At 71.4% G+C, this 24528-nt stretch carries 20 protein-coding genes; 1 reads left to right on the forward strand and 19 read right to left on the reverse strand.

From position 1 onward, the window contains the following. Window positions 1-171 precede the first annotated feature (171 nt). The 5 genes from HNR10_RS05755 to HNR10_RS05775 form a co-directional block, all read right to left on the reverse strand. Window positions 172-1098 (reverse strand): RluA family pseudouridine synthase, encoded by a 927-nt coding sequence (locus HNR10_RS05755; RefSeq protein ID WP_179821431.1) that lies wholly within the window; start codon window positions 1096-1098, stop codon window positions 172-174. After that, entirely contained in the window at window positions 1095-1685 is a 591-nt protein-coding gene (gene lspA / locus HNR10_RS05760; RefSeq protein ID WP_179821433.1) for a signal peptidase II, read from the reverse strand. Before lspA ends, HNR10_RS05755 begins: the two co-directional genes overlap by 4 nt. A 29-nt stretch (window positions 1686-1714) precedes the next feature. After that, window positions 1715-2125: a TraR/DksA family transcriptional regulator gene (locus HNR10_RS05765; protein ID WP_179821435.1), complete on the reverse strand. Its 411-nt coding sequence runs from the start codon at window positions 2123-2125 to the stop codon at window positions 1715-1717. A gap of 120 nt (window positions 2126-2245) precedes the next feature. Further along, the gene (locus HNR10_RS05770; RefSeq protein ID WP_179821437.1) at window positions 2246-2785 is read right to left on the reverse strand and encodes a GNAT family N-acetyltransferase; all 540 of its coding nucleotides are present in this window, start codon (window positions 2783-2785) and stop codon (window positions 2246-2248) included. 159 nt (window positions 2786-2944) lie between these two features. Next, window positions 2945-3205 carry a hypothetical protein gene (locus tag HNR10_RS05775; RefSeq protein WP_179821439.1) on the reverse strand — a complete coding sequence of 87 codons (261 nt, stop codon included), beginning with the start codon at window positions 3203-3205 and terminating at the stop codon, window positions 2945-2947. 363 nt (window positions 3206-3568) lie between these two features. Between HNR10_RS05775 and ileS the strand changes: the two genes are divergently transcribed. Further along, window positions 3569-6769 carry an isoleucine--tRNA ligase gene (ileS, locus tag HNR10_RS05780; RefSeq protein ID WP_179821441.1) on the forward strand — a complete coding sequence of 1067 codons (3201 nt, stop codon included), beginning with the start codon at window positions 3569-3571 and terminating at the stop codon, window positions 6767-6769. Window positions 6770-6825: 56 nt separating this feature from the next. Here the strand turns inward: ileS and HNR10_RS05785 are convergent, their stop codons facing one another. The 14 genes from HNR10_RS05785 to HNR10_RS05850 all read right to left on the reverse strand — a co-directional run bounded on the left by HNR10_RS05785 (window position 6826) and on the right by HNR10_RS05850 (window position 24187). Beyond that, complete coding sequence (locus tag HNR10_RS05785; protein WP_179821442.1) at window positions 6826-8817, reverse strand: hypothetical protein; 1992 nt, start codon at window positions 8815-8817, stop codon at window positions 6826-6828. A 94-nt stretch (window positions 8818-8911) separates the two neighbouring features. Beyond that, window positions 8912-9793, reverse strand: a complete 882-nt coding sequence (locus tag HNR10_RS05790) for a DivIVA domain-containing protein (RefSeq protein ID WP_179821444.1) — start codon at window positions 9791-9793, stop codon at window positions 8912-8914. A gap of 132 nt (window positions 9794-9925) precedes the next feature. After that, window positions 9926-10213 (reverse strand): YggT family protein, encoded by a 288-nt coding sequence (locus tag HNR10_RS05795; protein ID WP_179821446.1) that lies wholly within the window; start codon window positions 10211-10213, stop codon window positions 9926-9928. Window positions 10214-10252: 39 nt separating this feature from the next. After that, window positions 10253-10783, reverse strand: coding sequence for a cell division protein SepF (locus tag HNR10_RS05800; RefSeq protein WP_179821447.1), 531 nt, complete (start codon window positions 10781-10783; stop codon window positions 10253-10255). A gap of 135 nt (window positions 10784-10918) precedes the next feature. Further along, complete coding sequence (locus HNR10_RS05805; RefSeq protein WP_179821449.1) at window positions 10919-11647, reverse strand: YggS family pyridoxal phosphate-dependent enzyme; 729 nt, start codon at window positions 11645-11647, stop codon at window positions 10919-10921. 253 nt (window positions 11648-11900) lie between these two features. Further along, complete coding sequence (gene pgeF / locus HNR10_RS05810; protein ID WP_179821451.1) at window positions 11901-12620, reverse strand: peptidoglycan editing factor PgeF; 720 nt, start codon at window positions 12618-12620, stop codon at window positions 11901-11903. 268 nt (window positions 12621-12888) lie between these two features. After that, window positions 12889-14430: a cell division protein FtsZ gene (gene ftsZ / locus HNR10_RS05815; protein WP_179821452.1), complete on the reverse strand. Its 1542-nt coding sequence runs from the start codon at window positions 14428-14430 to the stop codon at window positions 12889-12891. A gap of 500 nt (window positions 14431-14930) precedes the next feature. Further along, window positions 14931-15668 carry a cell division protein FtsQ/DivIB gene (locus HNR10_RS05820; RefSeq protein ID WP_179821454.1) on the reverse strand — a complete coding sequence of 246 codons (738 nt, stop codon included), beginning with the start codon at window positions 15666-15668 and terminating at the stop codon, window positions 14931-14933. Window positions 15669-15991: 323 nt separating this feature from the next. After that, complete coding sequence (murC, locus tag HNR10_RS05825; protein ID WP_179821455.1) at window positions 15992-17425, reverse strand: UDP-N-acetylmuramate--L-alanine ligase; 1434 nt, start codon at window positions 17423-17425, stop codon at window positions 15992-15994. Next, entirely contained in the window at window positions 17422-18585 is a 1164-nt protein-coding gene (gene murG, locus HNR10_RS05830) for an undecaprenyldiphospho-muramoylpentapeptide beta-N-acetylglucosaminyltransferase (RefSeq protein ID WP_179821457.1), read from the reverse strand. The genes murC and murG overlap by 4 nt, the downstream gene beginning before the upstream one ends. Then, on the reverse strand, window positions 18582-20003 hold the full coding sequence (ftsW, locus tag HNR10_RS05835) for a putative lipid II flippase FtsW (protein ID WP_179821459.1): 1422 nt from the start codon (window positions 20001-20003) through the stop codon (window positions 18582-18584). The genes murG and ftsW overlap by 4 nt, the downstream gene beginning before the upstream one ends. A gap of 164 nt (window positions 20004-20167) precedes the next feature. Next, window positions 20168-21667, reverse strand: a complete 1500-nt coding sequence (gene murD, locus HNR10_RS05840) for a UDP-N-acetylmuramoyl-L-alanine--D-glutamate ligase (protein ID WP_179821461.1) — start codon at window positions 21665-21667, stop codon at window positions 20168-20170. Window positions 21668-21671: 4 nt separating this feature from the next. Further along, window positions 21672-22745: a phospho-N-acetylmuramoyl-pentapeptide-transferase gene (gene mraY, locus HNR10_RS05845; protein WP_179821463.1), complete on the reverse strand. Its 1074-nt coding sequence runs from the start codon at window positions 22743-22745 to the stop codon at window positions 21672-21674. After that, entirely contained in the window at window positions 22742-24187 is a 1446-nt protein-coding gene (locus HNR10_RS05850; protein WP_179821465.1) for a UDP-N-acetylmuramoyl-tripeptide--D-alanyl-D-alanine ligase, read from the reverse strand. The genes mraY and HNR10_RS05850 overlap by 4 nt, the downstream gene beginning before the upstream one ends. Window positions 24188-24528 lie beyond the last annotated feature (341 nt).

The raw sequence follows: 24528 nt of genomic DNA on the forward strand, positions 1-24528 counted from the left end.
CTCGCGGGCCCCTCGGCGGCGATCCACGCCTCCGCCCGGGGCACCCGGTCCCGCACGCCCTGCTCCCTCAGCCGCCGGACCACCGGATCGGTCCGGACCCGGCCCGGCGCACCCGGACACGGCTCGGGGCGTCCGGGGTGTGCCCGAACGCCCCGACGGCCACGTGGCGGGTCAGTCCTCGCGCAGGCCCTCGACCGCGGCGGCGAGGTCCTCGGGGTAGGTGCTGGAGAACTCCACCGGGCGGTGCTCGGTGGGGTGGTCGAAGCCCAGCCGTACCGCGTGCAGCCACTGGCGCCGTACGCCCAGCCGCTCGGCCAGGGAGGGGTCGGCGCCGTACAGCAGGTCGCCCACGCACGGGTGCTTGAGCGCGGCCATGTGCACCCGGATCTGGTGGGTGCGGCCGGTCTCCAGCTTGATCTCCAGCAGGCTGGCGGCCCGGAAGGCCTCCTGGGTGTCGTAGTGCGTCACCGAGGGGCGTCCGCCCGCGACCACGGCCCAGCGTCCGTCACCGGCCGGGTGCCGGTCGATCGGCGCGTCCACGGTCCCCCGGAGCGGGTCCGGGTGGCCCTGGACGAGCGTGTGGTAGCGCTTGTCGACCGTGCGCTCCTTGAACGCCCGCTTGAGCACGCTGTAGGCGGTCTCGCTCTTGGCCACGACCATCAGGCCGGTGGTGTTGGCGTCCAGCCGGTGCACGATCCCCTGGCGCTCGGCGGCCCCGCTGGTGGCCAGCTGCACACCGGAGGCCAGCAGCCCTTCCAGGACGCTCGGCCCGGTCCAGCCGACCGTGGGGTGGGCGACCACGCCGACCGGCTTGTCCACCACGATGATGTCGGTGTCCTCGTGCACGATCTTCATGCCGGGAACGGCCTCGGCGCGGGGCACCGGCGCGGTGGGCGGCGGCGGGAGGGTGATCTCCAGCCAGGCGCCCGCCTGCACGCGGTCGGACTTGCCCGCCTCGGAGCCGTCCACCAGGACGCTGCCGTCCACGATCAGCTCGGCGGCACGGGTCCGCGAGAGCCCGAACAGCCGGGCGATCGCGGCGTCGAGCCGGTCGCCCTCCAGCCCGTCGGGCACGGGCAGGCTACGCGTGTCGCTCACTGGCCCTTCCCTTCGGTGGAGTCGTCGGCCGGGTCCGCGCCGCCCCGGCCCTTCTTGGACTTCTTGGCGTCCCGCGTGTCCTCGACGATGGCCCCGTCCATGCCCAGGCCCTTGAAGGTCAGCACCACGACGAGGATCGCGCCGACCACCACGCAGGAGTCGGCGATATTGAACACGGGGTAGTTCGGCAGCCGGATGAAGTCCACGACCGCCCCGTGGAAGGGAGCGGGGTCGCGGAAGAAGCGGTCGACGAGGTTGCCCGCGGCGCCGCCCATCATCAGTCCGAGCGTCACGCCCCACCACACGCTGCGCACGCGTCGGCCGATGTAGGCGATCGTGAGGACCACGCAACTGGCGATGATGGTGAACACCCAGGTGTAGCCGGTGCCGAGCGAGAACGCCGCGCCGGTGTTGAACACCAGGGTGAACTGGAGGAAGCTTCCGATCACGTCGACGCTCTCGCCCTCGCTGAAGGTCGCCAGGACCCACTGCTTGGTGGCGAGGTCGACGAGGATCGCGGTGAGAGCGACGAGCAGCAGGAGCACGAACCTGCGCGGCCGCGCACCCGTGTCGTCGTTCGTGGTCATGTTCTGGTCCCCAGAGGGCTCTACCTCAGTCAGCGACGCTCCTCGCGCTGTTTGCAGGTCACGCACAGGGTGGCCCGTGGATAGGCCTGCAGGCGCGCCTTACCGATGGCCCGGCCGCATGACTCACAGACCCCGTAGGTTCCCGCGTCCATCCGTTCGATCGCCTGCTCGCTCTTGGCGAGCAGGTCACGTGTATTGTAGGCCAACGCCAGGTCGTGCTCGCGCTGGAAGGCCTTGGCTCCGGTGTCGGCGGGGTCGTCACCGGCGCCCTCCACGGGGTCGGTGAGCCGCTCGGCGAGGGCGTTCTCGGCTTCGCGGATCTCCTCCCTCGCCGCGGCGACGTCGGTCTCCAGCTGGTCGCGCACCTCGGAGATCTCGTCGGCCGTCCAGGGATCCTCACCCGGTCCGACCGGCAGTCCGGCGATCTTCGTGGCCTTCATCGCACTCCCCCTCCCAACGGGGCGCCACCGGCCCGTACCCCCGCTGAACTGCGAGAGCTCCCCCTCGGGCGGTGCCGCGCATGGTGCCGGAAGCTTAGGCAATCCGCGGCCGCATGGCAATCATCCCCACGGGGCGCCCTCGGCCCCCGCCCCGTCCAGGGCGCGGTGGAAGCGGACCCTGTGCACGTACACGCCGTTGATCGGGCCCGACCGCTCGACCCCGTCGTCGGCCCGCCAGCCCTGGGCGGCGTAGAAACGGCGGGCCCGGTCGTTGGCCGAGAGCACCCACAGCACCGCCTCGGTGTACCCGCCCGCCCCGAGGGCGTCGGTGACGGCGCCCATCAGCCGCTGGTTCACGCCGGTGCCCCACACCTCGGGCACGGAGTAGAAGGCGGCGACCTCCGGCACGTCCGGGGTGTCCTCCAGCGGCCCGAAGCTGGCGAAGGCCACCATGTCCCCGGCCTCCTCGGCGACGAGCATCGCCTCCCGCGGCCAGTCCGCGTCGCCGATCCACCGAGCCCAGCGGTCCGCCCGGCGGGCGGTGTCCAGGCCGTCCAGGTAGCTCTGCGGCATGATGCCGCGGTAGGCGGCCCGCCAGGAGCGGACCTGCACGCCGGCGACGGCCTCGGCGTCCTCGACCCCTGCTCGGCGAATCGTCATGGCGCCATCCTGTCGCCCCGGCCGCCCCCCGACAAGGGGCACGCTGCGCGGAACCGGAACCGGAACCGGAACCGGGCGCGGAAGGCGGCACGGGACGCGGGGCGCCGGGGCACGGAACACCGACCGCCCCGCGCGGAACCGACCGCGGAACGCGCCGGCCTACTCCGCGACGGCGAAGCCCCCGTAGTCCTCGGCGAGCAGGCCCAGATGGGGCTCGTCGAACACCGCCGGGCCGCCGTGCGGTCCGGTCAGCACCTCGATCACCCAGTCCGCGTCCTCGGCGTCGTCCTCCCCGGCGAGCATGTCGCGGTGCACCCGGCACGGCTCGTAGCCCTGCTCCTGGAGCTGCTCGGCCAGCTCGACGGCATCCTCACGGTCGGGCAGTGTCACCAGCACCGCGCCCCGCGAACCCTCCGCCATGACGGCCCCTCTCCGAAATGGCGCGGTGGGCCCCACCGCGCTGCGTTATCCTGGCTCCCAGATGGTGTCGATGGGGACGAGTAGTGCTGGCCCCGACCGGACGGACCACAGCCTAGAGGGCCGGGTCCGGCCCAGCGACCCGGGGATGGTGGGAGCCCGGGGGCATGACCAGCGCGAAGATCACCCCGGAGCCGCCGGAGGAACGGGCCGCCGTGCGCGCCCCAGTAGAACCGGCACCAGCGCAACGAAGAGGGATCCGCGACAGGCCGCCAGGCGGCCCGCGCGCGGTTCCAAGGAGGGTGGTACCGCGGGGCCCCGGCCTCGTCCCTCCGTCAGGAACACCCCTGATGGAAAGGTACGACGGTGGCCAACGACCCCCGGCCCGCATCCCGCGCGCTGCCCCAGCTGCCCGCGCAGATCGACCTGCCAGCGACGGAGCGCGAGATCCTCGGCCGCTGGTCGAAGGAGAACGTCTTCGAGCGCTCGCTCGACCAGACCCGCGGCGGCCCCAACTGGGTCTTCTACGAGGGCCCGCCCACGGCCAACGGCCAGCCCGGCGTCCACCACGTGGAGGCCCGCGCCTTCAAGGACGTCTTCCCGCGCTTTCGCACCATGCGCGGCTTCCACGTCGACCGCAAGGCCGGCTGGGACTGCCACGGCCTGCCCGTCGAGGTCGCCGTGGAGAAGGAACTGGGCCTGACCGGCAAGAAGGACATCGAGACCTTCGGCATCGCCGAGTTCAACGACCGCTGCCGCGAGTCCGTGCTGCGCAACGTCGACGCGTTCACCGCCATGACCGAGCGCATGGGCTACTGGGTCAACATGGACGACGCCTACCGCACCATGGACCCGCAGTACGTGGAGTCCGTCTGGTGGGCGCTCAAGCAGATCTGGGAGAAGGGCCTGCTGGTCCGCGACTACCGGATCAGCCCCTACTGCCCGCGCTGCGGCACCACCCTGTCCGACCACGAGCTCGCCCAGGGGTACGAGACCGTCACCGACCCGTCGGTGTACGTCCGCTTCCCGGTGACCTCCGGTCCGCTGGCCTCGCCCGAGCACCCCACGTCCCTGCTGGTGTGGACCACCACGCCCTGGACGCTGGTGTCCAACACCGCGGTCGCGGTGCACCCCGACGTGGAGTACGTGGTGGCCACGGACGGCAACGAGCGGCTGCTGGTCGCGCGCCCGCTGTTCGAGAAGGTCCTCGGCGAGGGCTGGGAGCTCACCGGGGAGAGCTTCGAGGGCGACGAGATGGAACGCTGGAACTACCAGCGGCCCTTCGACCTGGTGACCTTCGACGAGCCCGCGCAGTACATCGTGCTCGCGGACTACGTGACCGTCGAGGACGGCACCGGACTCGTCCACCAGTCGCCCGCCTTCGGTGCCGACGACATGGCGGTGTGCCGGGCCTACGGGCTGCCCGTGGTCAACCCGGTCCGCGCCGACGGCACGTTCGAGGCCGACCTGGACCTGGTGGGCGGAGTCTTCTTCAAGACGGCCGACAAGACGCTGGTCCGCGACCTCAGGGACCGCGGCCTGCTCTACCGGCACCAGAACTACGAGCACTCCTACCCGCACTGCTGGCGCTGCCACACGGCGCTGCTGTACTACGCGCTCCCGTCCTGGTACATCCGCACGACGGCGGTCAAGGACGAGCTGATCGCGCAGAACGACGTCACCAACTGGGTGCCGGAGAACGTCAAGGAGGGCCGCTTCGGCGAGTGGCTGCGCGGCAACGTCGACTGGGCGCTGTCCCGCAACCGCTACTGGGGCACGCCGCTGCCGATCTGGGAGTTCCCCGACGGCCGGCAGATCTGCGTGGGCTCCCTGGAGGAGCTGGGCCGCCTGAGCGGGCAGGACCTGTCCAACCTGGACCCGCACCGCCCGTACGTGGACGACATCGTCATCCCCGACCCTGACGCCGACCCCTCCCTGCCCGAGGACCAGCGGGTCGCCCGACGGGTGCCGGAGGTCATCGACGCCTGGTTCGACTCGGGGTCCATGCCGTTCGCCCAGTGGGGCGCGCCGCACCGGAACGCGGAGACCTTCCAGGAGAACTTCCCGGCGCAGTACATCTCCGAGGCCATCGACCAGACGCGCGGCTGGTTCTACTCGCTGCTGGCGGTCAGCACGCTGGTGTTCGGCCGCAACTCGTTCGAGAACGTGGTCGTGCTCGGCCACATCCTCGCCGAGGACGGCCGCAAGATGAGCAAGCACCTGGGCAACGTCATGGAGCCCATCCCGGTGATGGACCGGCACGGGGCCGACGCGCTGCGGTGGTTCATGCTGGCCAGCGGCTCACCGTGGACCGCCCGCCGGGTCGGCCACGCAGCCCTGGAGGAGATCGTCCGCAAGGTGCTGCTGACCTACTACAGCACCGTGTCGTTCTTCACCCTGTACGCCAACGCCGGCGAGGGCTGGGACCACTCCATGCTGGAGAAGGCCCCGGCGCCGAAGGACCGCCCGCTGCTGGACCGGTGGCTGCTCTCGGAGCTCAACGAGGTCGTCCGCGACGTCACGCAGGCCATGGACGCCTTCGACACGACCACGGCCGGGCGACGGCTGACGGCGTTCGTCGACGACGTGTCCAACTGGTACGTGCGCCGCTCCCGCCGCCGGTTCTGGGGCGGGGCGAGCACCCCGGAGGGCGCGTCGGCGTTCGCGACCCTGTTCGAGGCGCTGGAGACGGTCACGCTGCTGATGGCGCCGATCGTGCCGTTCCTGACCGACCACGTGTGGTCGGCGATCCGCCGTCCGGACGCGGCGGACTCGGTGCACCTGGCGTCGTGGCCGCGGGTGCGCGAGGAGCTCGTCGACACGGAGCTGTCCGGGCACATGGCACTCACGCGGCGCCTGGTGGAGCTGGGGCGTTCGGCGCGGGTCGACTCGGCCATGCGCACCCGGCAGCCGCTGCCGCGCGCCCTGGTGGGCGCTCCGGGGTTCGCGGAGCTGCCCGAGCAGCTGCGGGCGCAGATCTCCGACGAACTCAACGTGGCCGGGCTGGACTCGCTGTCCTCCGTGGGCGGCGACCTGGTCGACTACATCGTCAAGCCGAACTTCCGGTCGCTGGGCAAGCGGTTCGCCAAGCGCACGCCGCTGGTGGCCAAGGCCGTGCAGGCCGCCGATCCGGCCATGCTGGTGGAGCAGGTCCGCGCCAGCGGCTGGGCCCGGGTGCAGGTCGAGGACGAGCCGGTGGAGGTCAGCGCCGACGAGCTGCTGGTCACCGAGCAGCCCCGAGAGGGCTGGGCCGTGGCCTCGGAGTCCGGGGAGACCGTCGCCCTGGACCTGGAGCTGACGCCTGAGCTGCGCCGTGCGGGTCTGGCGCGCGAGATGGTGCGCATGCTGCAGGAGGCACGCAAGAACAGCGGGCTGGAGGTGTCCGACCGGATCCACGTGTGGTGGTCGGCCACCGACGCGGGCACGGAGCAGGCGCTCGTGGAGCACTCCGAGACCATCGCCGGCGAGGTGCTGGCGGACGCGTTCGTCGCCGGTGAGATCACCGGGGACCTGCACACGGCCTCCTCCGAGGAGTTCGGTGTGGCGTTCGGGTTCCGCCGGGCCTGATCCGAAGCGAACGGGCGCCGCTCCGGTGGGAGCGGCGCCCGTCGTGTGTCCGGGGGTCAGGAGACCTGGTCGGGATCCTGCCTGCGGGAAGAGTCGTCGGGGGACGAGGGCTCGTCGTCGGGGTCCAGGATCGCCGCGTAGGCCACGGGTGAGTCGTCGTCGGTGTCCGCCACCGGCACCCGGTAGGAGAAGGCGGCCGTCTCGTCCGCGTCGCCTTCGGCGGGCTCGGGGGGCTCGGAGGGCTCGGAGAGCTCGGAAGTGGGGACCCGGTAGCTGAACCCACCGGCACGAGCTCCGGCTCCGGAGGCCTCGGCCGTCTCCGATGCCTCAGCAGGTTCGGCGGTCCCGCTGACGTCTACGGTGTCCCGGGACCCAGCGCGCTCAGAAGTCCCGGCGTCCGGCTCGTCCGCGTCCTCGGTCGGCTCCGCGTCGATCTCGCTGACCCCGGTGTCCCCCTCGACCTCGGCGGGCTCGGCGGTGGGAACCCGGTAGCTGAACCCACCCTCACCGGCATCGCCCTCGGACCCGGCGTCGCTGGCGGTGTCCGAAGCCTCAGCAGGCTCAACCGACTCGATGGTCTCGGCGGTGGCCCGAGCCCCCGTCGGCTCACCGGGCTCAGCGCCATCCTGCACCTGATCCGTGTCGAACTCGACGCGCTCGGCAGGCTCAACGGACTCGAAAGTCTCCACGGTGTCCGAAGCCTCAACGGGCTCAACGGACCCAGTAGTCTCGGCGGACTCAGAGGTCCCCGGGTCCGCCTCGTCCTCAAAGGGCTCGGCGGTCGGGACGCGGTAGCTGAACGCGCCCCCATCGGAATCGGCTCCAGTGTCCGTGGACTCCACGGCGTCCCAGGCCTCAGCGGGTTCAACCGGCTCGGAGGTCTCCACTGTGTCCCAAGCCTCAGCGCGCTCGGCGGGCTCAGCACCACCCTGCGCCTCGTCCGTGTCGAACCCCACGATCCCGGCAGGCTCAACGGCCTCGGAAGTCTCCACGGGCTCAGAGGTCCCGGCCTCCACCTCGGCCTCGGCGGGCTCGGAAGCGGGAACCCGATAGCTGAACGCGCCCTCACCGGCGCTGGCCTCAGCGGTGTTCCGAGCCCCGGTCGGCTCACCCGGCTCAGGAGTACCTTCCGTCTGGTCCGCGTCGACCTCGACGATCCCGGCGTCCGGTTCGACCACGGCGGAGCCGGTCGGGGACGGTACGTCGTCGTCTGCGCCGTGGCTACCGGCTTCGGTGTCGTCCGGGTACGCCTCGACGTCGTCGGTGGCGTCAGCGGTCGGGACGCGGTAGTTGAACCTCGGGGCCTCGTCGGCGTTGTCGTCCGGGACGTCCGCGCGGTCGGCAGAATCCGACTTCTCCGCGGTATCCGCCGCGACGCTCTCCTCGACGTCACTCGGGACGTCCGCATCGAACGCGGTGAACGTGCTCGCCCCGGCGGGGGTCTCGTCGGCCGGAGTGGGAAGGCCGGCCTCGTCGGCCGCGTTCGGCTCGTCCGGCCGGGACGGGGTCCAGTCGGAGAAGGGCTCCGTGCCCTCGGTCCCCGGTTCCGCCGCCGCCCACCTGTGGTCCTCGGTCCGGCCCTGGTACGGGATCCGGTAGTCGAACCGTTCCGGCTCCGGGACGGGCCGGGTGTCTTCACCGGGCCGGTGTCCGTGCGGGCGGGCCGGGTCGGGGTCAGGCGACCCGGTGGCCGTTTCCGGCCACTCCCCCGTGACTGGTGTGAATCCAGTACTTCCGTGCTCCGACACAACACTGTCCCGCACCGGCCCATGAGCCGGTGCGGGTACGCGCCCTGAATCCTCCGGCCCGTAGTGCGCTCCCGGTGGCGTCGCCGCCGTGCTGGCCACGGCGGGGACGGACGACTTCCCCAAACCGTCCGTCCCGGTACGCGTCCGATCCTGTCCCGCCGCACGTATCCCGCCTTGTATCAGCGCCGCCAGGAGCAGCAGGACGCTGATTCCGCCGAGCCCGAGTGCGAAGTACACCAGGGTGGTCTCGGCCAGGAGGAGGGCAGCCGCGATGGTGGCGATGGCCGCCAGCACCGCCACGGTGGCGAGGATGCTCAGGATCACGGATCGACCAGGGCCTTTACACATGTGGAGCCGGAGTCTTCAGTTGTTCGGAGCCGCATGCCGCTGCGAATCAGCGACGCTCGTGGGGGGCCTCACCCGGGTGGAACCCACCGTGCTGCGCGGGCTCGGGCTGGCCGAACGGGTTGCCGCCGGGGCCGTGCTGCTGGAGCGCGGGCGTGCCACCGGTCGGGGGAGCCATCGTCTGGAAGCCACCCGTGGTGTTCGGGTTGGCCTCAGCGGGCTTGCCCTCCTCGTTGAGCTCACGCAGCTGGCGCTCGAAGTAGTCCTTCAGGCGGCTGCGGTACTCACGCTCGAAGTCCTTGAGCACGTTGACCTTGTGCTCGAGCTCCTCGCGCTGCTGCACGAGGCTGCCCATGACCTGGCGGTGGCGCTCCTGTGCGTCGCGGTCCAGGTTCTCCGAACGCGCGCGGGCCTCGCCGATGATCTGGTCGGCCTGGCGACGAGCCTTGCCGAGGATGTCCTCGGACTCGTGCCGGGCGCGGCCCAGGGTCTCGTCGGCCTCGCGGCGGGCGTCGGAGATCGCCTGGTCGGCGGTCTGCTGGGCGAGAGCCAGGACACGTGCGGCCGTGTCCATGTTCTCCTCGCCGCCCATCGCCATGTTGGCGCCGGTCATCTGCATCTGCTGCTGCGGCGCCGGCTGGGGCTCGACCGCCTGGGGAGCCTGGACGGGCTCGGGGCGCATCTGCTCCATCTGCGGCTCCGGAGCGGCCTGCTCCTGGGGCTGCTGGAAGTCCTGCATGCCGGCGTTGGGGACCTTGCCCCGCAGGCACTCGGCGAGCTTGCCGCGCAGTTCCTCGTTCTCCTGGATCAGGCGGTCGAGTTCCGACTCGACCTCGTCGAGGAAGGCGTCGACCTCCTCCTCGTCATACCCCGGCCGAAGCCGGGTTGTACTGAACTGCTTGTTCCGCACATCGGCGGGTGTCAGCGGCATGTTCGTCTCCTTGGCGCGCTTGGAGTCTGTCCGTAGGGACGCTACCTGATCGTGACCTTACGGCAATCCAGATCATGACCAAGACCACATATCGGAACCCGAGGCACAACAGCCGCCTCCGGTTCCACCTGACTAGATGAAGGCCCGGATGAGGAACATCAGGATGTAGACACCGAAGAAGAGGACCAGGACACTCAGGTCGAGTGCGATGCTCCCCAGGCGTACGGGCTTGATGAACCTGCGCAGGAACTTCAGGGGCGGGTCGGTGATCGAGTACACGATCTCGGCGAGCACGAGAACGAACCCCCGAGGACGCCAGTCCCTGGAGAAGGACTGGACCATCTCCAGAACCACCCTCGCGATCAGCACGAACAGGAAGAGCTGTAGCGCGAAGAGCAGCCCGGACAGGACGTAAATCACGGTCGTTCCTCGACCCAATCTCTGGACGGATGTGATGGTCTAGCTCTGGTTGAAGAACCCTCGCTCGGCGATCCGCGCCTTGTCTTCGGCGGTCACCTCGACGTTGGCCGGGGACAGCAGGAACACCTTGTTGGTCACGCGTTCGATACTGCCATGCAGACCGAAGATCAGACCAGCCGCGAAGTCGACGAGACGCTTGGCGTCGCTGTCGACCATCTCGGTCAGGTTCATGATCACCGGCGTGCCCTCCCGGAAATGCTCTCCGATAGTACGCGCCTCGTTGTAGGTGCGTGGGTGGAGCGTAGTGATTCGCGCCAGGTCCGCGGTCGAGGCCGTCATGGTGGTGCCACCGCGTCGGTCACCTGCACCCAGGTAGTCGCCGGCGTCCGTCACGTCGTCGCCCCGTACTTCCTCGCCACGTGGAGGCTCGGCGTCGCGGTCACGCTGCTGCACCTCCGCGCCCTCGTCGAAATCATCGAACTCATCATATTCGTCCGCATAACGGTGATCGTAACGGTCGTCCTCCACGAGGCCGAGGTAGACCGCCATCTTGCGCATCGCGCCGGCCATCTCATGTCCTCCGTCGTCCCCGCGGCCCTCACACCGCAGCCGACTGTTCAACATCACCCGTCCGGCCCGTGTGAGCGGGATCGACGCCCTTTCGGGCGAACTCCACAGACGGGCTCCAAGGTCTATGTGGGGACATTACCCCACGATCGGCCCGCGGTCGCCGAGCAACGCCGTGCCGAGCCGCACGTGTGTCGCTCCCCGCGCGACCGCCGATTCCAGGTCCGCGGTCATCCCCGCGGACACCATCGTGGCCCGAGCGTAACGATCGCGGATGCGGTCCGCGACTCCTTTGAGCCGCGCGAACGCCTGCGACGGGTCCCCGCCGAGCGGGGCCACGGCCATCACACCGCCGAGCGTGAGCGCGTCCTGCTCCTCCACGCGCGCGGCCAGCTCCAGCGCGTCGGCGGGGTCGACCCCGCCGCGCGGACCGATGACGCCCGCACGCGAGTCCTCGTCGAGGTTGACCTGGACGAGGCAGGTCAGACGCCTGCCGGCCGCCTCCGCCCGCTCGCCCAGGGCCCGTGCCAGCTTGGCGCGGTCCACCGAGTGCACGACGTCGGCGTAGGAGGCCACCGAACGCGCCTTGTTGGTCTGGAGCTGACCCACGAAGTGCCAGGTCAGACCGAGGTCCGCGGTCTCGGCGGCCTTGGGCGCCGCCTCCTGGTCGCGGTTCTCGCCCACGTCGGTGACACCGAGGGAGGCCAGAATCCGGACATCACTGGCGGGGTGGGTCTTGGTGACCGCAATCAGGGACACCTCGGAGGGGTCCCGGTCGGCCTTGAGGCAGGCGGTCTCGATCCTGGCCCGTGCCGCGTGGAGGTTCGCCCGGACCTGTTCGACGCGTGCGGGGTCGGCGTGTGACACGGTGTCCCTTCTCATGCCCCGGGGCGGAGCACTCCCTGATGTACGAGGTGGCTGGTGTGAATGGCGTGAACGTTGGGGCCCACGGGACCGTTCTACCCGAGATCGGGCCTGCCCGTTCCCGGCCGTCCTGGCAAGACCCGTCGGGTGGCCGGACGTGGCCCCGGCATGGCCGGGTGTGGCCGGGTGTGTCCGGGTTCACCCGGTGCGAACGGGTTCGGTCGGAGGCGTCCGGGTTCTGGTGCGGGCCCGATCGTCAGGTGCGCCACACGAAGGACGCGAACCGGCCCGTCGGCGCCTCCCGCCGGTGGGAGAAGAGCTCGGGGCTCTCCAGGGTGCAGCGGCCGTCGCTGGAGATCTCGGTGACGCCCGCGCGGCGCAACTGGGCGGTGACGGCGGCGAGCATGTCGACGCCGGTGGTGCCCTGGCGGGTGGAGCACGCCGCCTCGGGCGTGTCCCGGGCGGTCTCGGCCTGTAGCGCGGGCGGAACCTCGTAGCACTTGCCGCAGATGGTCGGACCCAGGTGGACGCGGACGCGGTCCGGGCGGGCGCCCTGTTCCACCATCGCCTCGACCAGTCGGACGGCCACTCCCCCTGCGGTGCCCAGACGTCCTGAGTGGGCGGCGCCCAGGACCCCGGCCGCCCCGTCGGCGGCCAGGACGGGCAGACAGTCGGCGGCCAGCGAGGCCAGGACCAGATCGGGCCGGGAGGTCACCACTCCGTCGCAGGTCCCCACACCGCCGGGACCGGTGGCCACGAGCACGTCGGTGCTGTGCACCTGGTTCATCCACACCACGCGCTCGTGAGAGAAGCCGAGACGGGCGGCGGCACGCTCCCGGTTCTCCATGACCGGTGCCCGTTCGTCCCCCGACCCCAGACCGAGGTTCAGCGACGCGAACGGCGGCGCGGACACGCCTCCGTCCCGTTCGGTGACGGCGGCACGGACACCGTGCCCCAGATCGATGACGTTGCCCATACGTGTGACCTTCCGACCCGTCTCCCACCACCGCCCCGGAGGGGCTTCGCCCAAGGGCGGGGCTACCACCCTCAACCGAGAGCCTACGGCCCCCTCAGCAGGGAGACCCGCGGCCAGGGGGACCGTGAGCCTTCGACTCCGACGATGCTACCGGCGGCCGCGCGCCGACCGCGGTCGGCGGTCCACCTCACCGGGCACGCCCGCCGGGCATGCGAACGGGGCTCCGCCCCATGGGCGGAACCCCGTTGCTCGCTCCGTTCGGAAGCGCCTACTTCAGGAACTCCGGCACGTCCAGGTCGTCGGGGTCGTCGAAGATCACCCGGCGCCGAGGTGTGGGCACCTCGCCGCGACGGTCCGCCGACGCGTCCGACACGGCGTGGATGTGGTTGGGCTGGCCGTCCTGCCGCTCCTCGTACTGCTCCTGCGGCTCGGGCCGCCGGGCCTCCGGCTGCGCGGGCTCGGGAGCGGGGCCCCCGTAGGTGAAGGTCTCCGCCGGCTGGGCCTCGGCGGCACCGTGCTCCGGCCCCGCCGGCGCCTCCGCGGTCGGCTCGGCCGCGACCGGCTCCGACTCGGCCGGAGCGGGCGGCGTGGCCGGCGCCTGGTACGTCGGCGCCGGCTCGGCCGGACGGCTCACCGGCGGCGCCACCGGCCGTGCGGTCTCCTGCTCGGGGGCAGGAGCGGGCTCGGCCGGTCGGGACGGCGCGATCCACGGCATGCTGCTGGCCGACGCCCCGCTCGCGCCCGCGGCGGTGGACGCCGCCTGGGCGGACGATCCCTCCCGTCCGGACGTGACGCCCCCGGTGGGGGCGGCGGCCTCAGGAGGGTCCACCGGCCGGTGCTCCCGGGCCACCCCTCCGTTGACCTCGGGTTCGTCGAAGCCCGCGGCGATGACGGTCACACGGACCTCGTCGCCCAGAGCGTCGTCGATGACGGCGCCGAAGATGATGTTGGCCTCGGGTGCCGCCGAGTTCGCCACCAGCTGGGCTGCCTCGTTGATCTCGAACAGCCCCAGGTCGGAACCGCCCTGGATGGACAGCAGGACCCCGTGCGCCCCGTCGATGCTCGCTTCGAGCAGTGGCGACGAGATCGCCATCTCCGCCGCCGCGACCGCACGATCGTCCCCTCGCGCGGAGCCGATGCCCATGAGCGCCGATCCCGCCCCGGACATGACCGACTTCACGTCGGCGAAGTCCAGGTTGATCAGGCCCGGTGTGGTGATCAGGTCGGTGATGCCCTGCACACCGGAGAGCAGGACCTGGTCGGCGGCCTTGAACGCGTCCAGCACGCTGACCTGGCGGTCAGAGATGGACAGCAGCCGGTCGTTGGGAATCACGATGAGTGTGTCGACCTCCTCGCGGAGCATCGCTATCCCCGACTCGGCCTGCGTGGCCCTGCGCTTGCCCTCGAAGCCGAAGGGCCGCGTGACCACACCGATCGTGAGGGCGCCCAGGGACCGCGCGATGTTCGCGACGACCGGGGCGCCGCCGGTACCGGTGCCGCCCCCCTCGCCCGCGGTGACGAAGACCATGTCGGCCCCCTTGAGGACCTCCTCGATCTCCTCCCTGTGGTCCTCGGCCGCCTTGCAGCCGACGTCGGGGTTGGCTCCGGCTCCCAGGCCGCGCGTGAGTTCTCGTCCGACGTCGAGCTTGACGTCGGCGTCACTCATCAGCAGCGCCTGGGCGTCGGTATTGATGGCGATGAACTCGACGCCCTTGAGCCCCTCTTCGATCATTCGGTTGACGGCGTTGACACCGCCGCCGCCGATGCCGACGACTTTGATGACCGCGAGGTAGTTCTGCGGTGCTGCCACGACGAGGGGCCTTTCCGCTCGCATACGCCGTTCCGTCACCGTCTCCGATGGCGCTGGGCCACCGGATACGCCTCTGGTTCGGCATCCGGTTCTACAGTGTGCGTTTCGGGTGAACCCGCCGCCGCGGGCGCCGGTGGCGCCACGGCTCGGGCCCCGGGGCCACCAGGTCCGTTCCCGCGCCGGTTCTGCCTCCCGGCGAGGCCCGTCCTCTCGACGGACACCACGGTCTCGCGTACCCCAAAAGCGTGTTTTGTTGCTTTGTTGACGTTGGTTGTGCTTCCCGACAGTAAGCGGACCGCCGACTACGGGCAACCGATGACGAGGTCAGCCTAACGGCGTATAACGCAAGGAAGCGAAGTGCGCACTCGGCGCGTCGCGTCTGGAATGTCCTCGTCGGGTGATCGGTGACCCCGCGCAGCGGTCGCGCGGTGACCCTGAGGCAGCCGCACCGCCTCTCTCGGCCGATACCCGAAAGTCTTGCCCCGTACCATGATCGCCCTTCACCGGACGATGGCCAGATCCGGAGTACCGACGTCGTAGACGCGGTCCTCGGCGGGCGGATGCTCGCGCATGAGAACCCGCAGGATCTCGCTCTTGTCCCGGGTGCGTTCGGGATCACCCCACTCCACGAGCGCGCCGTTGCCGAGTTCCACGGAGATCGCCTCGGTGTCGGTGGCGTCGATGAGCTGGATCTGGGCGAGCAGCGAGTCCGGCGCCTGTTCGACGATCTCGGCGGCGGCCCGGACCGCGTCACTACCCTCGATCTCGCCCGTGACCCGGACCAGCGGATGGGTACCGGGCCGTGTCGAGGAGTCCTCGATCCGCACGCCGTCCGCGTCCACCAGCCGGTACTCCTCGCCCACACGGATGGCCAGCAGCGGGCGGCGCTCGACGACCTCCACCCGCAGGGTCGCCGGCCAGCCGCGCTTGACCGTCGCGGACTCGACGAGGTCGAGGGACTCCGCCCGGGCGGCGCTGCGGTCCAGGTCCACCCGGATCAACGGCGTGCCCGTCCGTACGTCGACGGCGTCCACGACCTCCTCGGAGGAGACCCGGTCCAGGCCGGTGACCGTCACACCGCGCACCACCAGCAGACGGGAACCGAGCAGGACCCAGGTGACGACGCAGACCAGGGAGACGACGAGAAGCGCCACGAAGGCGACCTTCCACGGATCGGACCTGGTCCGCGCGGCCGGAGCAGGTGCGGGTGCGGTGGCCTCGTCCTGGTCAGTGCTCATCCGATGCCTCTTCTTCTTGTCCGGCGTCCTCGCAGGCCCACGCCGTCGCCCGCCACCACCCTCAACGGACGCCTACGGCACTGCCCTCTCCCAACGCGCACTCGGGGCGCCGGGGAGCTGGCCCCCCAGTGGCACCCCAGAGCTGAACGGCCTACGCCTCACCCGGGCCCCACATACCCGTCCGGCATCACTGGGTCCGTGGGACCCCACGGACCCAGTGGTCCCATGGGTGGGACCCCGACTTCAAGCTTCTGGAGACGCGCGTGCCCCGTGTGTCCTCACGACCGAGCTCCCGATCGCGGAGTTCCGCTCGGAGGGACCCGTCAGGAGAGGGCCTCGACGATCTGGGGGCCGAGTTCCGTGACGTCTCCGGCGCCCATGGTGAGCACGATGTCTCCGGGGCGGGTGAGGTCGGCGACCGCGCGCACGACCTCCTCGCGGCCCGGGACGTAGTACACGTGGTCATGGGAGACGCGCGAGGTGATGAGCTCGCCGGTGACCCCGGGTTCGGGGTCCTCGCGGGCCGCGTAGACCTCCATCACCACGACTTCGTCGGCGAGGCTGAGCGCGGCGGCGAACTCCTCGGCGAAGAAGCGGGTGCGGCTGTACAGGTGCGGCTGGAAGAGGGCGACGACGCGGCCTTCGGGGCGGCCCTGCTCGGCCGCCTCGTCCGCCAGGGACGCCAGCGCGGCGCGGGTGGCCCGCAGGTCGGCCTCGATCTCCGTGGGGTGGTGGGCGTAGCTGTCGTAGACGGCCACGCCCGCGGCCTCGCCCTTGGGCTCGAAGCGGCGCGCCGCACCGACGAAGTCGGCGATGCCCTCCACGGCGACCTGCAGGTCGTGGCCGAGCTCGTCGGCCACGGCCACGGCCGCGGCGGCGTTGAGCACGTTGTGCAGGCCCGGAACGGCCACCACGCCCTCGATCGGGTCCTCGGCGTCCGCGGTCTCCAGGGTGAACTCGGTGGCGAAGCCCCGTGCGCTGATCCGGGTGATCCGGTAGTCGGCGTCGGCGGCCTCGCCGTAGGTGCGCACCCGCTTGCCGCGCTCGCGGGCCAGCTCGGCGACCTCGCGGGCGCCGGGGTCGTCGATCCCGACGATCACCGTGCGCTCGACCCGGTCCACGAAGGAGGCGAAGTTGGCGTGGATCTCCTCGATGCCGCTGTAGTTGTCGAGGTGGTCGGCCTCGACGTTGGTGACCACGGCGATCTTCGGGGAGAGCATGAGGAAGGAGCCGTCGCTCTCGTCGGCCTCGGCGACGATCGCGTCGCCCGTGCCGGCGTCGGCGCCCAGGCCCGTGGTGACCAGCTTGCCGCCGATCACGTAGCCGGGGTCGGTGCCCAGGTGCTGGAGCACCACCGCGATCATCGAGGTCGTGGTGGTCTTGCCGTGGGTGCCCGACACGGCGACGCCCTCGCGGCCCAGCAGGAGCGCGCCCAGGGCTGCGGCGCGGGGAAGGACCCGCAGTCCGCGGCGGTGGGCCTCGACGAGTTCGGGGTTGTCCTCGCGGATCGCGGACGAGACCACGAGCGTCTCGGCCGGGCCGAGGTGCTCGGCGCGGTGGCCGACGTGGACCGTCGCACCCATCGCCTCCAGCTCGCGCAGGGTGTCGCTGTCGCGGGCGTCGCTGCCCGAGACCTCCACCCCGGACTGCAGCAGGACCCGGGCGATGCCGGACATGCCCGCGCCGCCGATCCCGATGAAGTGGGTCCGGCCGAGCTTGTCGACGGGGACCGGTTCGGTCGCCTGCACCAGGCTCATCGTGCGTCCTTCCCGTCGTCGTAGAACGCCTCGTCGTCGGCGTCGTCGTCCTGGATCGGAATCTCCGGCGTGGGATTGTCGCCCCTGGCGATCGCCAGGACCTCGCGCGCCAGCGCCTCGTCGGCGTCCCTGCGGCCCATGCGGGCGGCCGCCTCGGACATGGTCACGACGCGGTCGGTGTCGGTGAGCAGCGGGATGAGCTCGCCCGCGATCCACTCCACGGAGATGTCGGAGTTGTGGACCATGAGCCCGCCGCCGGCGCTGACGATCGGTTCGGCGTTCTTGGCCTGCTCGCCGTTGCCGATGGCCAGCGGCACGAACGCGCCCGGCAGGCCGACGGCGGTCAGTTCGGCGCAGGTCATCGCCCCGGAGCGGCACATCGCCACGTCCGCGGCGGCGTAGGCCATGTCCATCCGGTCGACGTAGGGGACGGCGACGTAGGGGATCCCGTCCTCGGTCAGGTCCTGGGGCTCGTCGGCGTTCTTGGGGCCCACGACGTGCAGGACCTGCACGCCCCGGTCGCGGAAGTAGGGCCGGGAGGCGAAGGCGGTCTCGTTGAGCCGCTGGGCGCCCTGGGAGCCGCCGAAGATCAGCAGCGTGGGCAGGTCGTGGCGCAGCCCGAAGAACGCACGGGCCTTGTCGCCCATGGCGAGCCGGTCCAGCGTGGAGATCTGCCGGCGCAGGGGGATGCCGATGAAGCGGCCGTTGCGGATCTGGGCGTGGGGGTGCCCGGTGTACACGTGCGGGGTGAGGCGGGCGCCGAGCCGGTTGGCCAGACCGGGCAGCGGATTCGCCTCGTGCACGACCGTGGGGATGCGGCGCCGACGCGCGGCCAGGTAGCCGGGGGTGGCCACGTAGCCGCCGAAGCCGACGAGGATGTCGGCCTGGAGCCGGTCGAGCTGGTCGCCCGCCGCGCTGAGCGCGCCCGCGAGCTTGCCGGGCACGGTGAGCAGTTTGGGGGTGAGTTTGCGCGGAAGGGGGACCGCGGGGATCAGGCCCAGTTCGTAACCGCGCATGGGCACCAGCCTGGTCTCCAGGCCCCGTTCGGTGCCCAGGCACAGGATCTCCGTGCTCGGTTCGAGCCGCCGCAGTGCGTCCGCAAGGGAGAGTGCGGGCTCGATATGCCCGGCCGTGCCGCCTCCGGCGAGGGCTACCCTCATCGTCGCCTATTCCTCCTTGGCCGGTCGCCTGCCGGGACCGGTCCGTTCCTGTGCTTGGCCGTGGTCGTCCCGCCGCGGGGGTCCGGCGTCCGCGGACCGCGCGCCGTGACGGGACGCCTGGAGGTGGTGTTCGCGGCCCGATCCCTGAGGGGGGACGCGATCTTGTCCAGGCCAAGCCAGCTTAGAGCCCTTTGTGCCCAGCCGGGACCCCGGGCCGCCAGGGCTTTCTGTGCCTGGGGCTCGGTGCGGGCCAATGAGAGCAGGACGCCGAGCCCGATCATGGTCGGGATGAGCGACGATCCGCCGTAGGAGACCAGGGGCAGCGGGATACCCGTCACGGGCAGCAGGCCGATGACGGCCGCGATGTTGATCATGGCCTGCCCGATGATCCAGGTCACGATGGCGGCGGCGGCCAGGCGCGCGAACGGGTCCGTGACCCGGCTCGCCACGCGCAGCCCGGCGTAGCCCAGCACACCGAACAGGCCGAGCACGAGCAGGGTGCCGATGAGGCCGAACTCCTCACCGATGATGGCGAAGATGAAGTCGGTCTCGGCGAAGGGCAGGAAGCCCCACTTCTCCCGGCTGGCGCCGATGCCCACCCCCAGGATGCCGCCCGTGCCGAGCGCGTACAGCCCGTGCAGGGACTGGAAGCCAGCTCCGGTCGGGTCGGCGCTCGGGTCGAGGAAGTGGGTCACCCGCCGGAGCCGGTACGGCTCGATCGCGATGACGATGACGGCCAGGGTCAGGACGAGCCCGATCATGGCGACGAAGAGCCGGCCGGGCGCGCCCACGACCCACACCAGCCCCAGGAAGGTGAGCAGCAGGACCAGGGTGGTGGACAGGTCCGAGCCGATGAGCACGAGCAGCGCGAGCAGGCCGCAGCCGGGCAGCAGCGGGAAGAGCAGGTGCCGCCACTCGGTGAGTTCGCGCAGTTCGTCCTTGCGCGCCAGGATGTTGGCGCCCCACAGGGCGAAGGCCAGCTTGGCGGGCTCGGAGGGCTGCATCACCACGCCGCCGACCTCCAGCCAGCGCACGGCGCCGTTGACCTCCGTGCCCTGGAACGCGGTGATGAGCAGGAGGGCGACGGACACGATCATCGCGGGGTAGCCGACCAGGCGGAACACCCCCGGCGGCAGTTGCGAGGCGACCAGCATGAGCGGCAGGCCGATGGAGGCCGACACCGCCTGCTTCTGGAACATGGAGAAGGCCGACCCGGTCTCGGTGATCGAGTTGACCATGGTCGAGGACAGCACCATGACCAGTCCCAGGGCGATGAGTATCACGCCGCTGCCCAGGACGAGGTAGTAGGAGGTGAGGGGGCGGTCCAGCGACCGCACCCACGCGTGCCACACGGGCCTGTCCCGGCCCCCGGTCACCGCACGCCCCTGGGTCACCCGAGGAACCGTCGTCGTCGCCATCCACACCCTCCGCACGATTAGCGCCTCAATACTGGCGTACCGGCGGGTCGGGAACCGTGGACATTTCCCGCGTGTTGGCCATCTTTGGCGCGTTGCGGGGTGGTGGCGGGCACACGACTCACCGCCCGCGCGCACTTCGTCACGCACGGGCGGCGATCGACTACTCAGAGCAGGCGGTGGACGGCCTCCGCGAAGAAGCGGCCCCGCTCGGGGTAGTTGGTGAACATGTCCATGGAGGCGGCGGCCGGCGCCAGCAGCACCGTGTCGCCCTCCTCGGCCAGGGCGGCGGCCTCGGCGACCACCGTGTCCATGACCGTGGGCCGCCCGGGTGCGTTCCCGTCGGGCCCCTCCACCTCGACGACGGGCACGTCGGGTGCGTGCCGGCCCAGCGCCTCCCGGATCCGGGCGCGGTCGCGGCCGATGAGGACGGCGCCGCGCAGCCGGGGCGCGGCCTCGGCGACGAGTTCGTCGACCTCGGCGCCCTTGAGCAGGCCGCCGGCCACCCAGACCACGGAGGCGTAGGAGTTCAGGGAAGCGGCCGCGGCGTGCGGGTTGGTCGCCTTGGAGTCGTCCACGTAGTCGACCCCGCCGACCGTGGCCACGTGCGCGATGCGGTGCGGTTCGGGTTCGAACGCGGCCAGGCCGGCCTTGACCGCGGCGGGCGCGACGCCCACCGAACGGGCGAGGGCGGCGGCGGCGAGCGCGTTGGCCACGTTGTGCGGTGCCGCCGGGCGCACGTCGGCGAGCGTGGCGAGCTCCTCTGCGCTGCTGCCGGGGTCGGCGACGAAGGCGCGGTCCACCAGCAGGTCCTCGACCACGCCCAGTTCGCCCGCCCGGGGCGTGTCCAGCCGGAAGCCGACGAGCGGCGTGTGCGGATCGCCGTCCTCCTCGGCCAGGCGGACCGACCAGGCGTCGGCGGTGTTGACGACGCGCACGGTGCCGCGCGCGAAGACCCGGCCCTTGGCCCGGGCGTAGGGATCCAGTCCCCCGTGCCAGTCCAGGTGGTCGGCGGCGACGTTGAGGACGGTGGCGGCGTGGGGTCGCAGGCTGCTGGACCAGTGCAGCTGGAAGCTGGACAGCTCCACGGCCAGGATGTCGTGGTAGCCGCCGTCGGCGTCGGGCAGGACCGCGTCGATGATCGGGGTCCCCACGTTGCCGACGGCGAGCGCGTCGCGGCCGTCGGCGCGCAGAACGGACTCCAGCATGCGCACGGTGGTGGTCTTGCCGTTGGTGCCGGTGATGGCCAGCCACACCTGGTCGGCGGGCTTGAGCCGCCAGGCGAGTTCGACGTCGCCGATGACCTCGACCCCGGCCTCGGCCGCGCGGACCAGCAGCGGGGAGTCGGGCCGCCAGCCGGGCGAGGTGACGACGAGGTCGCAGTCCTCGGGCAGCGGGGTGTCGCCGAGGACGACCTCGGCCCCCTCGGCGGTGAGTTCGGCGGCGATCGGCCGGGTGGTGTCGTCGTCGCGGCCGTCGACCACGACGACGCGTGCCCCCCTGGCCAGGAGGGCGCGGGCGACCGGGGGTCCGGACACGCCCAGGCCGGCGACGCAGACCGATCGGCCCTTCAGCAGGGTGGCGAAGTCGGTTCGGGGGGAGGGCTGCGCCGAAGGCGTCCGTTGAGGGTGGTGGTGGGCGACGGGTGGGAGGGGTTCGTGCGGCATGGTCCTACCTCGGCATCCATTCCAGGTAGAACAGGCCGATCGCGGTGGCCACGAACAGTCCCTGGATGATCCAGAAGCGGATCACGATCGTGGTCTCGGCCCAGCCCCTGAGCTCGAAGTGGTGCTGCAGCGGCGCCATCCGGAACACGCGTTTGCCGGTGAGTCGGAACGAGGTGATCTGGATCATCACCGACATGGTGATGATGACGAAGAGGCCGCCGATGAGCAGGAGCAGCAGCTGCGTGCGGGTGGTGATGGCCAGGCCGACGATGAGGCCGCCCAGGGCGAGCGAACCGGTGTCGCCCATGAAGATCTTGGCGGGCGGGGCATTGAACCACAGGAAGCCGATGCACGCGCCGAGCGCGGCGGCGGCCACCACGGCCAGGTCCAGGGGGTCGCGGACCGTGTAGCAGTTGTTGGCCAGGTAGGACACGCAGGACTGGCGCAGCTGCCAGTTGCCGATGATCACGTAGGCGACCAGCGACAGGATGGTGGCGCCGGTGGCCAGGCCGTCGAGTCCGTCGGTCAGGTTCACCGCGTTGGAGAAGCCGACGATGAGGAACAGGGCCCAGGCGATGAAGACGACCACCATCAGGGGCGGCCCGAAGTCGCGCAGGAAGGACAGGCTGGGCGCGGCGGGGGTGTAGCCGTACCCGTTGGGGAACATGGTGACGCCGTAGGCGAAGCCGACGCCGACGATGGCTTGGCCGACCATCTTCGCACCGCTGCGCAGGCCCAGGCTGCGGCGTTTGTAGATCTTGATGAAGTCGTCGAGGAAGCCGACGCAGCCCATGCCGACGAACAGGAACATCACCAGCAGGCCGGAGGCGGTCGGCCCGGTCGCGGACGGCTGGACGATCCAGAGCACCAGGTGCGAGCCGAAGTAGCCGATCACCGCGCCGAGGATGATGACGATGCCGCCCATGGTGGGCGTGCCCTGCTTGGTCTTGTGGCCCTCGGGGCCGTCGTCGCGGACCTCCTGGCCGAACTTGAACCGGTAGAGGAGCTTGATCAGCGGCGGCATCAGCGCCATGGACAGGATCAGCGACAGCGCCGCCGCGATGGAGATGCCGATCACTGGACATCACCCTTGGTGATGTGGTCGATAACCCTTTCGAGCGCTGCCACCCGAGATCCCTTCACAATGACGACGTCTCCTGTGCGTATCCGGTCGCGCAGTGCCGAGGCCGCCGCCTCCGCGTCGGCTGCCCTGACGGTCTCCCCGTCCCACTGCCCCGCCCGGGCGGCGCGTTCGGCTCCGACGGCGATGCCCTCGGCCTCCGCGCCCACCACGATCAGGTGGGACACGCCCGTGCGGGCGGCCAGTTCGCCGACCTTCTCGTGTTCGGCGCGGCCGTCCCCGCCGAGCTCGGCCATGTGGGCCAGGACGGCGATGGAGCGTCGCTCGCGGGCGAGCGCTCCCAGTGTGGTCAGCGCGGCCCGCATGGACTCGGGGTTGGCGTTGTAGGCGTCGTTGACGAAGGTGGCACCGTCGTGTTCGGTGACCTCCATCCGCCACCGGCTGGCCGGTGTGGCGGCTTCGAGCGCCTCGGCGACGGCGTCGGCGTCCATGCCGAGTTCCTCGGCGACGGCGGCCGCCGCCAACGCGTTGTGCACCTGGTGGGCGCCCACGAGCGCCAACCGCACCGGGGCCGTGCGACCGCCCAGGTGAAGTGTGAAGGAGGGCGCGCCGTCATCGCCCAGGACGACGTCGGTGGCGCGCACGTGCGCGTCGTCGGCCAGCCCGTAGGTGACCACGCGCGCGGCGGTGCGCTCGGCCATGGCGCTCACCCGGGGGTCGTCGGCGTTGAGGACGGCCACGCCGCCGCTGCCGCGGTCCTCGCCGGGGGGCAGGGACTCCACGAGCTCGCCCTTGGCCTTGGCGATGGCGTCGCGGCCGCCGAACTCGCCCATGTGGGCGCTGCCGACGTTGAGGACCACACCGATCCGGGGCGGGGCGACGCGGCACAGGTGGGCGATGTGCCCGATGCCGCGCGCGGCCACCTCCAGGACGAGCTGCCGGGTGCCGGTGTCGGCCCGCAGCACGGTCAGCGGGTGGCCGATCTCGTTGTTGAACGAGCCGGCCGGGGCCACGGTCGGCCCGAGCCGCCCCACGACCTGGGCGATCAGGTCCTTGGTCGTGGTCTTGCCGGAGGAGCCGGTCACGCCGATGACCTCGGTGGCCTCCGCTCCGCGCCGGGGGTCGCCGAGTTCCAGGGCCACGTGCCGGGCGAGCCGGGCCAGCGCCGCCACGACCGCGTCGTCCCCGCCGTCCACCAGCAGGTGGGGCACGTCCACGGGGCGGGAGGCGAGGACGGCCGTCGCACCGGCCTCGACGGCCCGTCGGGCGAAGTCGTGTCCGTCGACGCGTTCGCCGCTCAGGGCGACGAAGAGCGCCCCCGGAGCGGACTGCCGCGAGTCGATGACGACGGGGCCGTCGACGACGGCGTCGGGGCGCGCTGATCCGCCGATGGCGGCTTGGGTGATCTCAGCGATCCGATCGAGCGTGAGCGCGATCAAATCCACTCCTCATGTCAGGCCGGTCCCACGGCGCCGCTGGGGCTGTAGGCCACCCGGCCGGAGTCAGGTCAGGGGATGGCACCGCGGGTGCCGTGCGCGCTGTGCCGTACGGGCATCACCACGGGGCCGGCCTGAGCCGAGCCCGCGGGCGCCACCGTAGGCGGCACGTGTCAGGCTGCGATTGCCGGACCTACCTTAGAACATGTTGGGGTCCCTGGCGTCCCCACGGGGCCGGTGTGGAGCAATATGAGCCAGTTCGTGACCGTCCATGCGCTGGGACGTCACAGCTCACGCGCCCGTCGCCGGGCGCGCACCGGGGTGCGGGAGGCGTGCCCGCTCCC

It is taken from the genome of Nocardiopsis aegyptia (assembly GCF_013410755.1).
Classification (GTDB): Bacteria; Actinomycetota; Actinomycetes; order Streptosporangiales; family Streptosporangiaceae; genus Nocardiopsis; species Nocardiopsis aegyptia.

Bases quoted from the DNA above. Each gene is read 5' to 3' on its own strand.
- lspA (WP_179821433.1), bottom strand. From the start codon at position 1,685: ATGACCACGAACGACGACACGGGTGCGCGGCCGCGCAGGTTCGTGCTC.
- HNR10_RS05765 (WP_179821435.1), bottom strand. From the start codon at position 2,125: ATGAAGGCCACGAAGATCGCCGGACTGCCGGTCGGACCGGGTGAGGAT.
- HNR10_RS05770 (WP_179821437.1), bottom strand. From the start codon at position 2,785: ATGACGATTCGCCGAGCAGGGGTCGAGGACGCCGAGGCCGTCGCCGGC.
- HNR10_RS05775 (WP_179821439.1), bottom strand. From the start codon at position 3,205: ATGGCGGAGGGTTCGCGGGGCGCGGTGCTGGTGACACTGCCCGACCGT.
- HNR10_RS05790 (WP_179821444.1), bottom strand. From the start codon at position 9,793: ATGCCGCTGACACCCGCCGATGTGCGGAACAAGCAGTTCAGTACAACC.
- HNR10_RS05800 (WP_179821447.1), bottom strand. From the start codon at position 10,783: ATGGCCGGCGCGATGCGCAAGATGGCGGTCTACCTCGGCCTCGTGGAG.
- pgeF (WP_179821451.1), bottom strand. From the start codon at position 12,620: ATGGGCAACGTCATCGATCTGGGGCACGGTGTCCGTGCCGCCGTCACC.
- HNR10_RS05820 (WP_179821454.1), bottom strand. From the start codon at position 15,668: ATGAGCACTGACCAGGACGAGGCCACCGCACCCGCACCTGCTCCGGCC.
- murC (WP_179821455.1), bottom strand. From the start codon at position 17,425: ATGAGCCTGGTGCAGGCGACCGAACCGGTCCCCGTCGACAAGCTCGGC.
- murG (WP_179821457.1), bottom strand. From the start codon at position 18,585: ATGAGGGTAGCCCTCGCCGGAGGCGGCACGGCCGGGCATATCGAGCCC.
- ftsW (WP_179821459.1), bottom strand. From the start codon at position 20,003: ATGGCGACGACGACGGTTCCTCGGGTGACCCAGGGGCGTGCGGTGACC.
- murD (WP_179821461.1), bottom strand. From the start codon at position 21,667: ATGCCGCACGAACCCCTCCCACCCGTCGCCCACCACCACCCTCAACGG.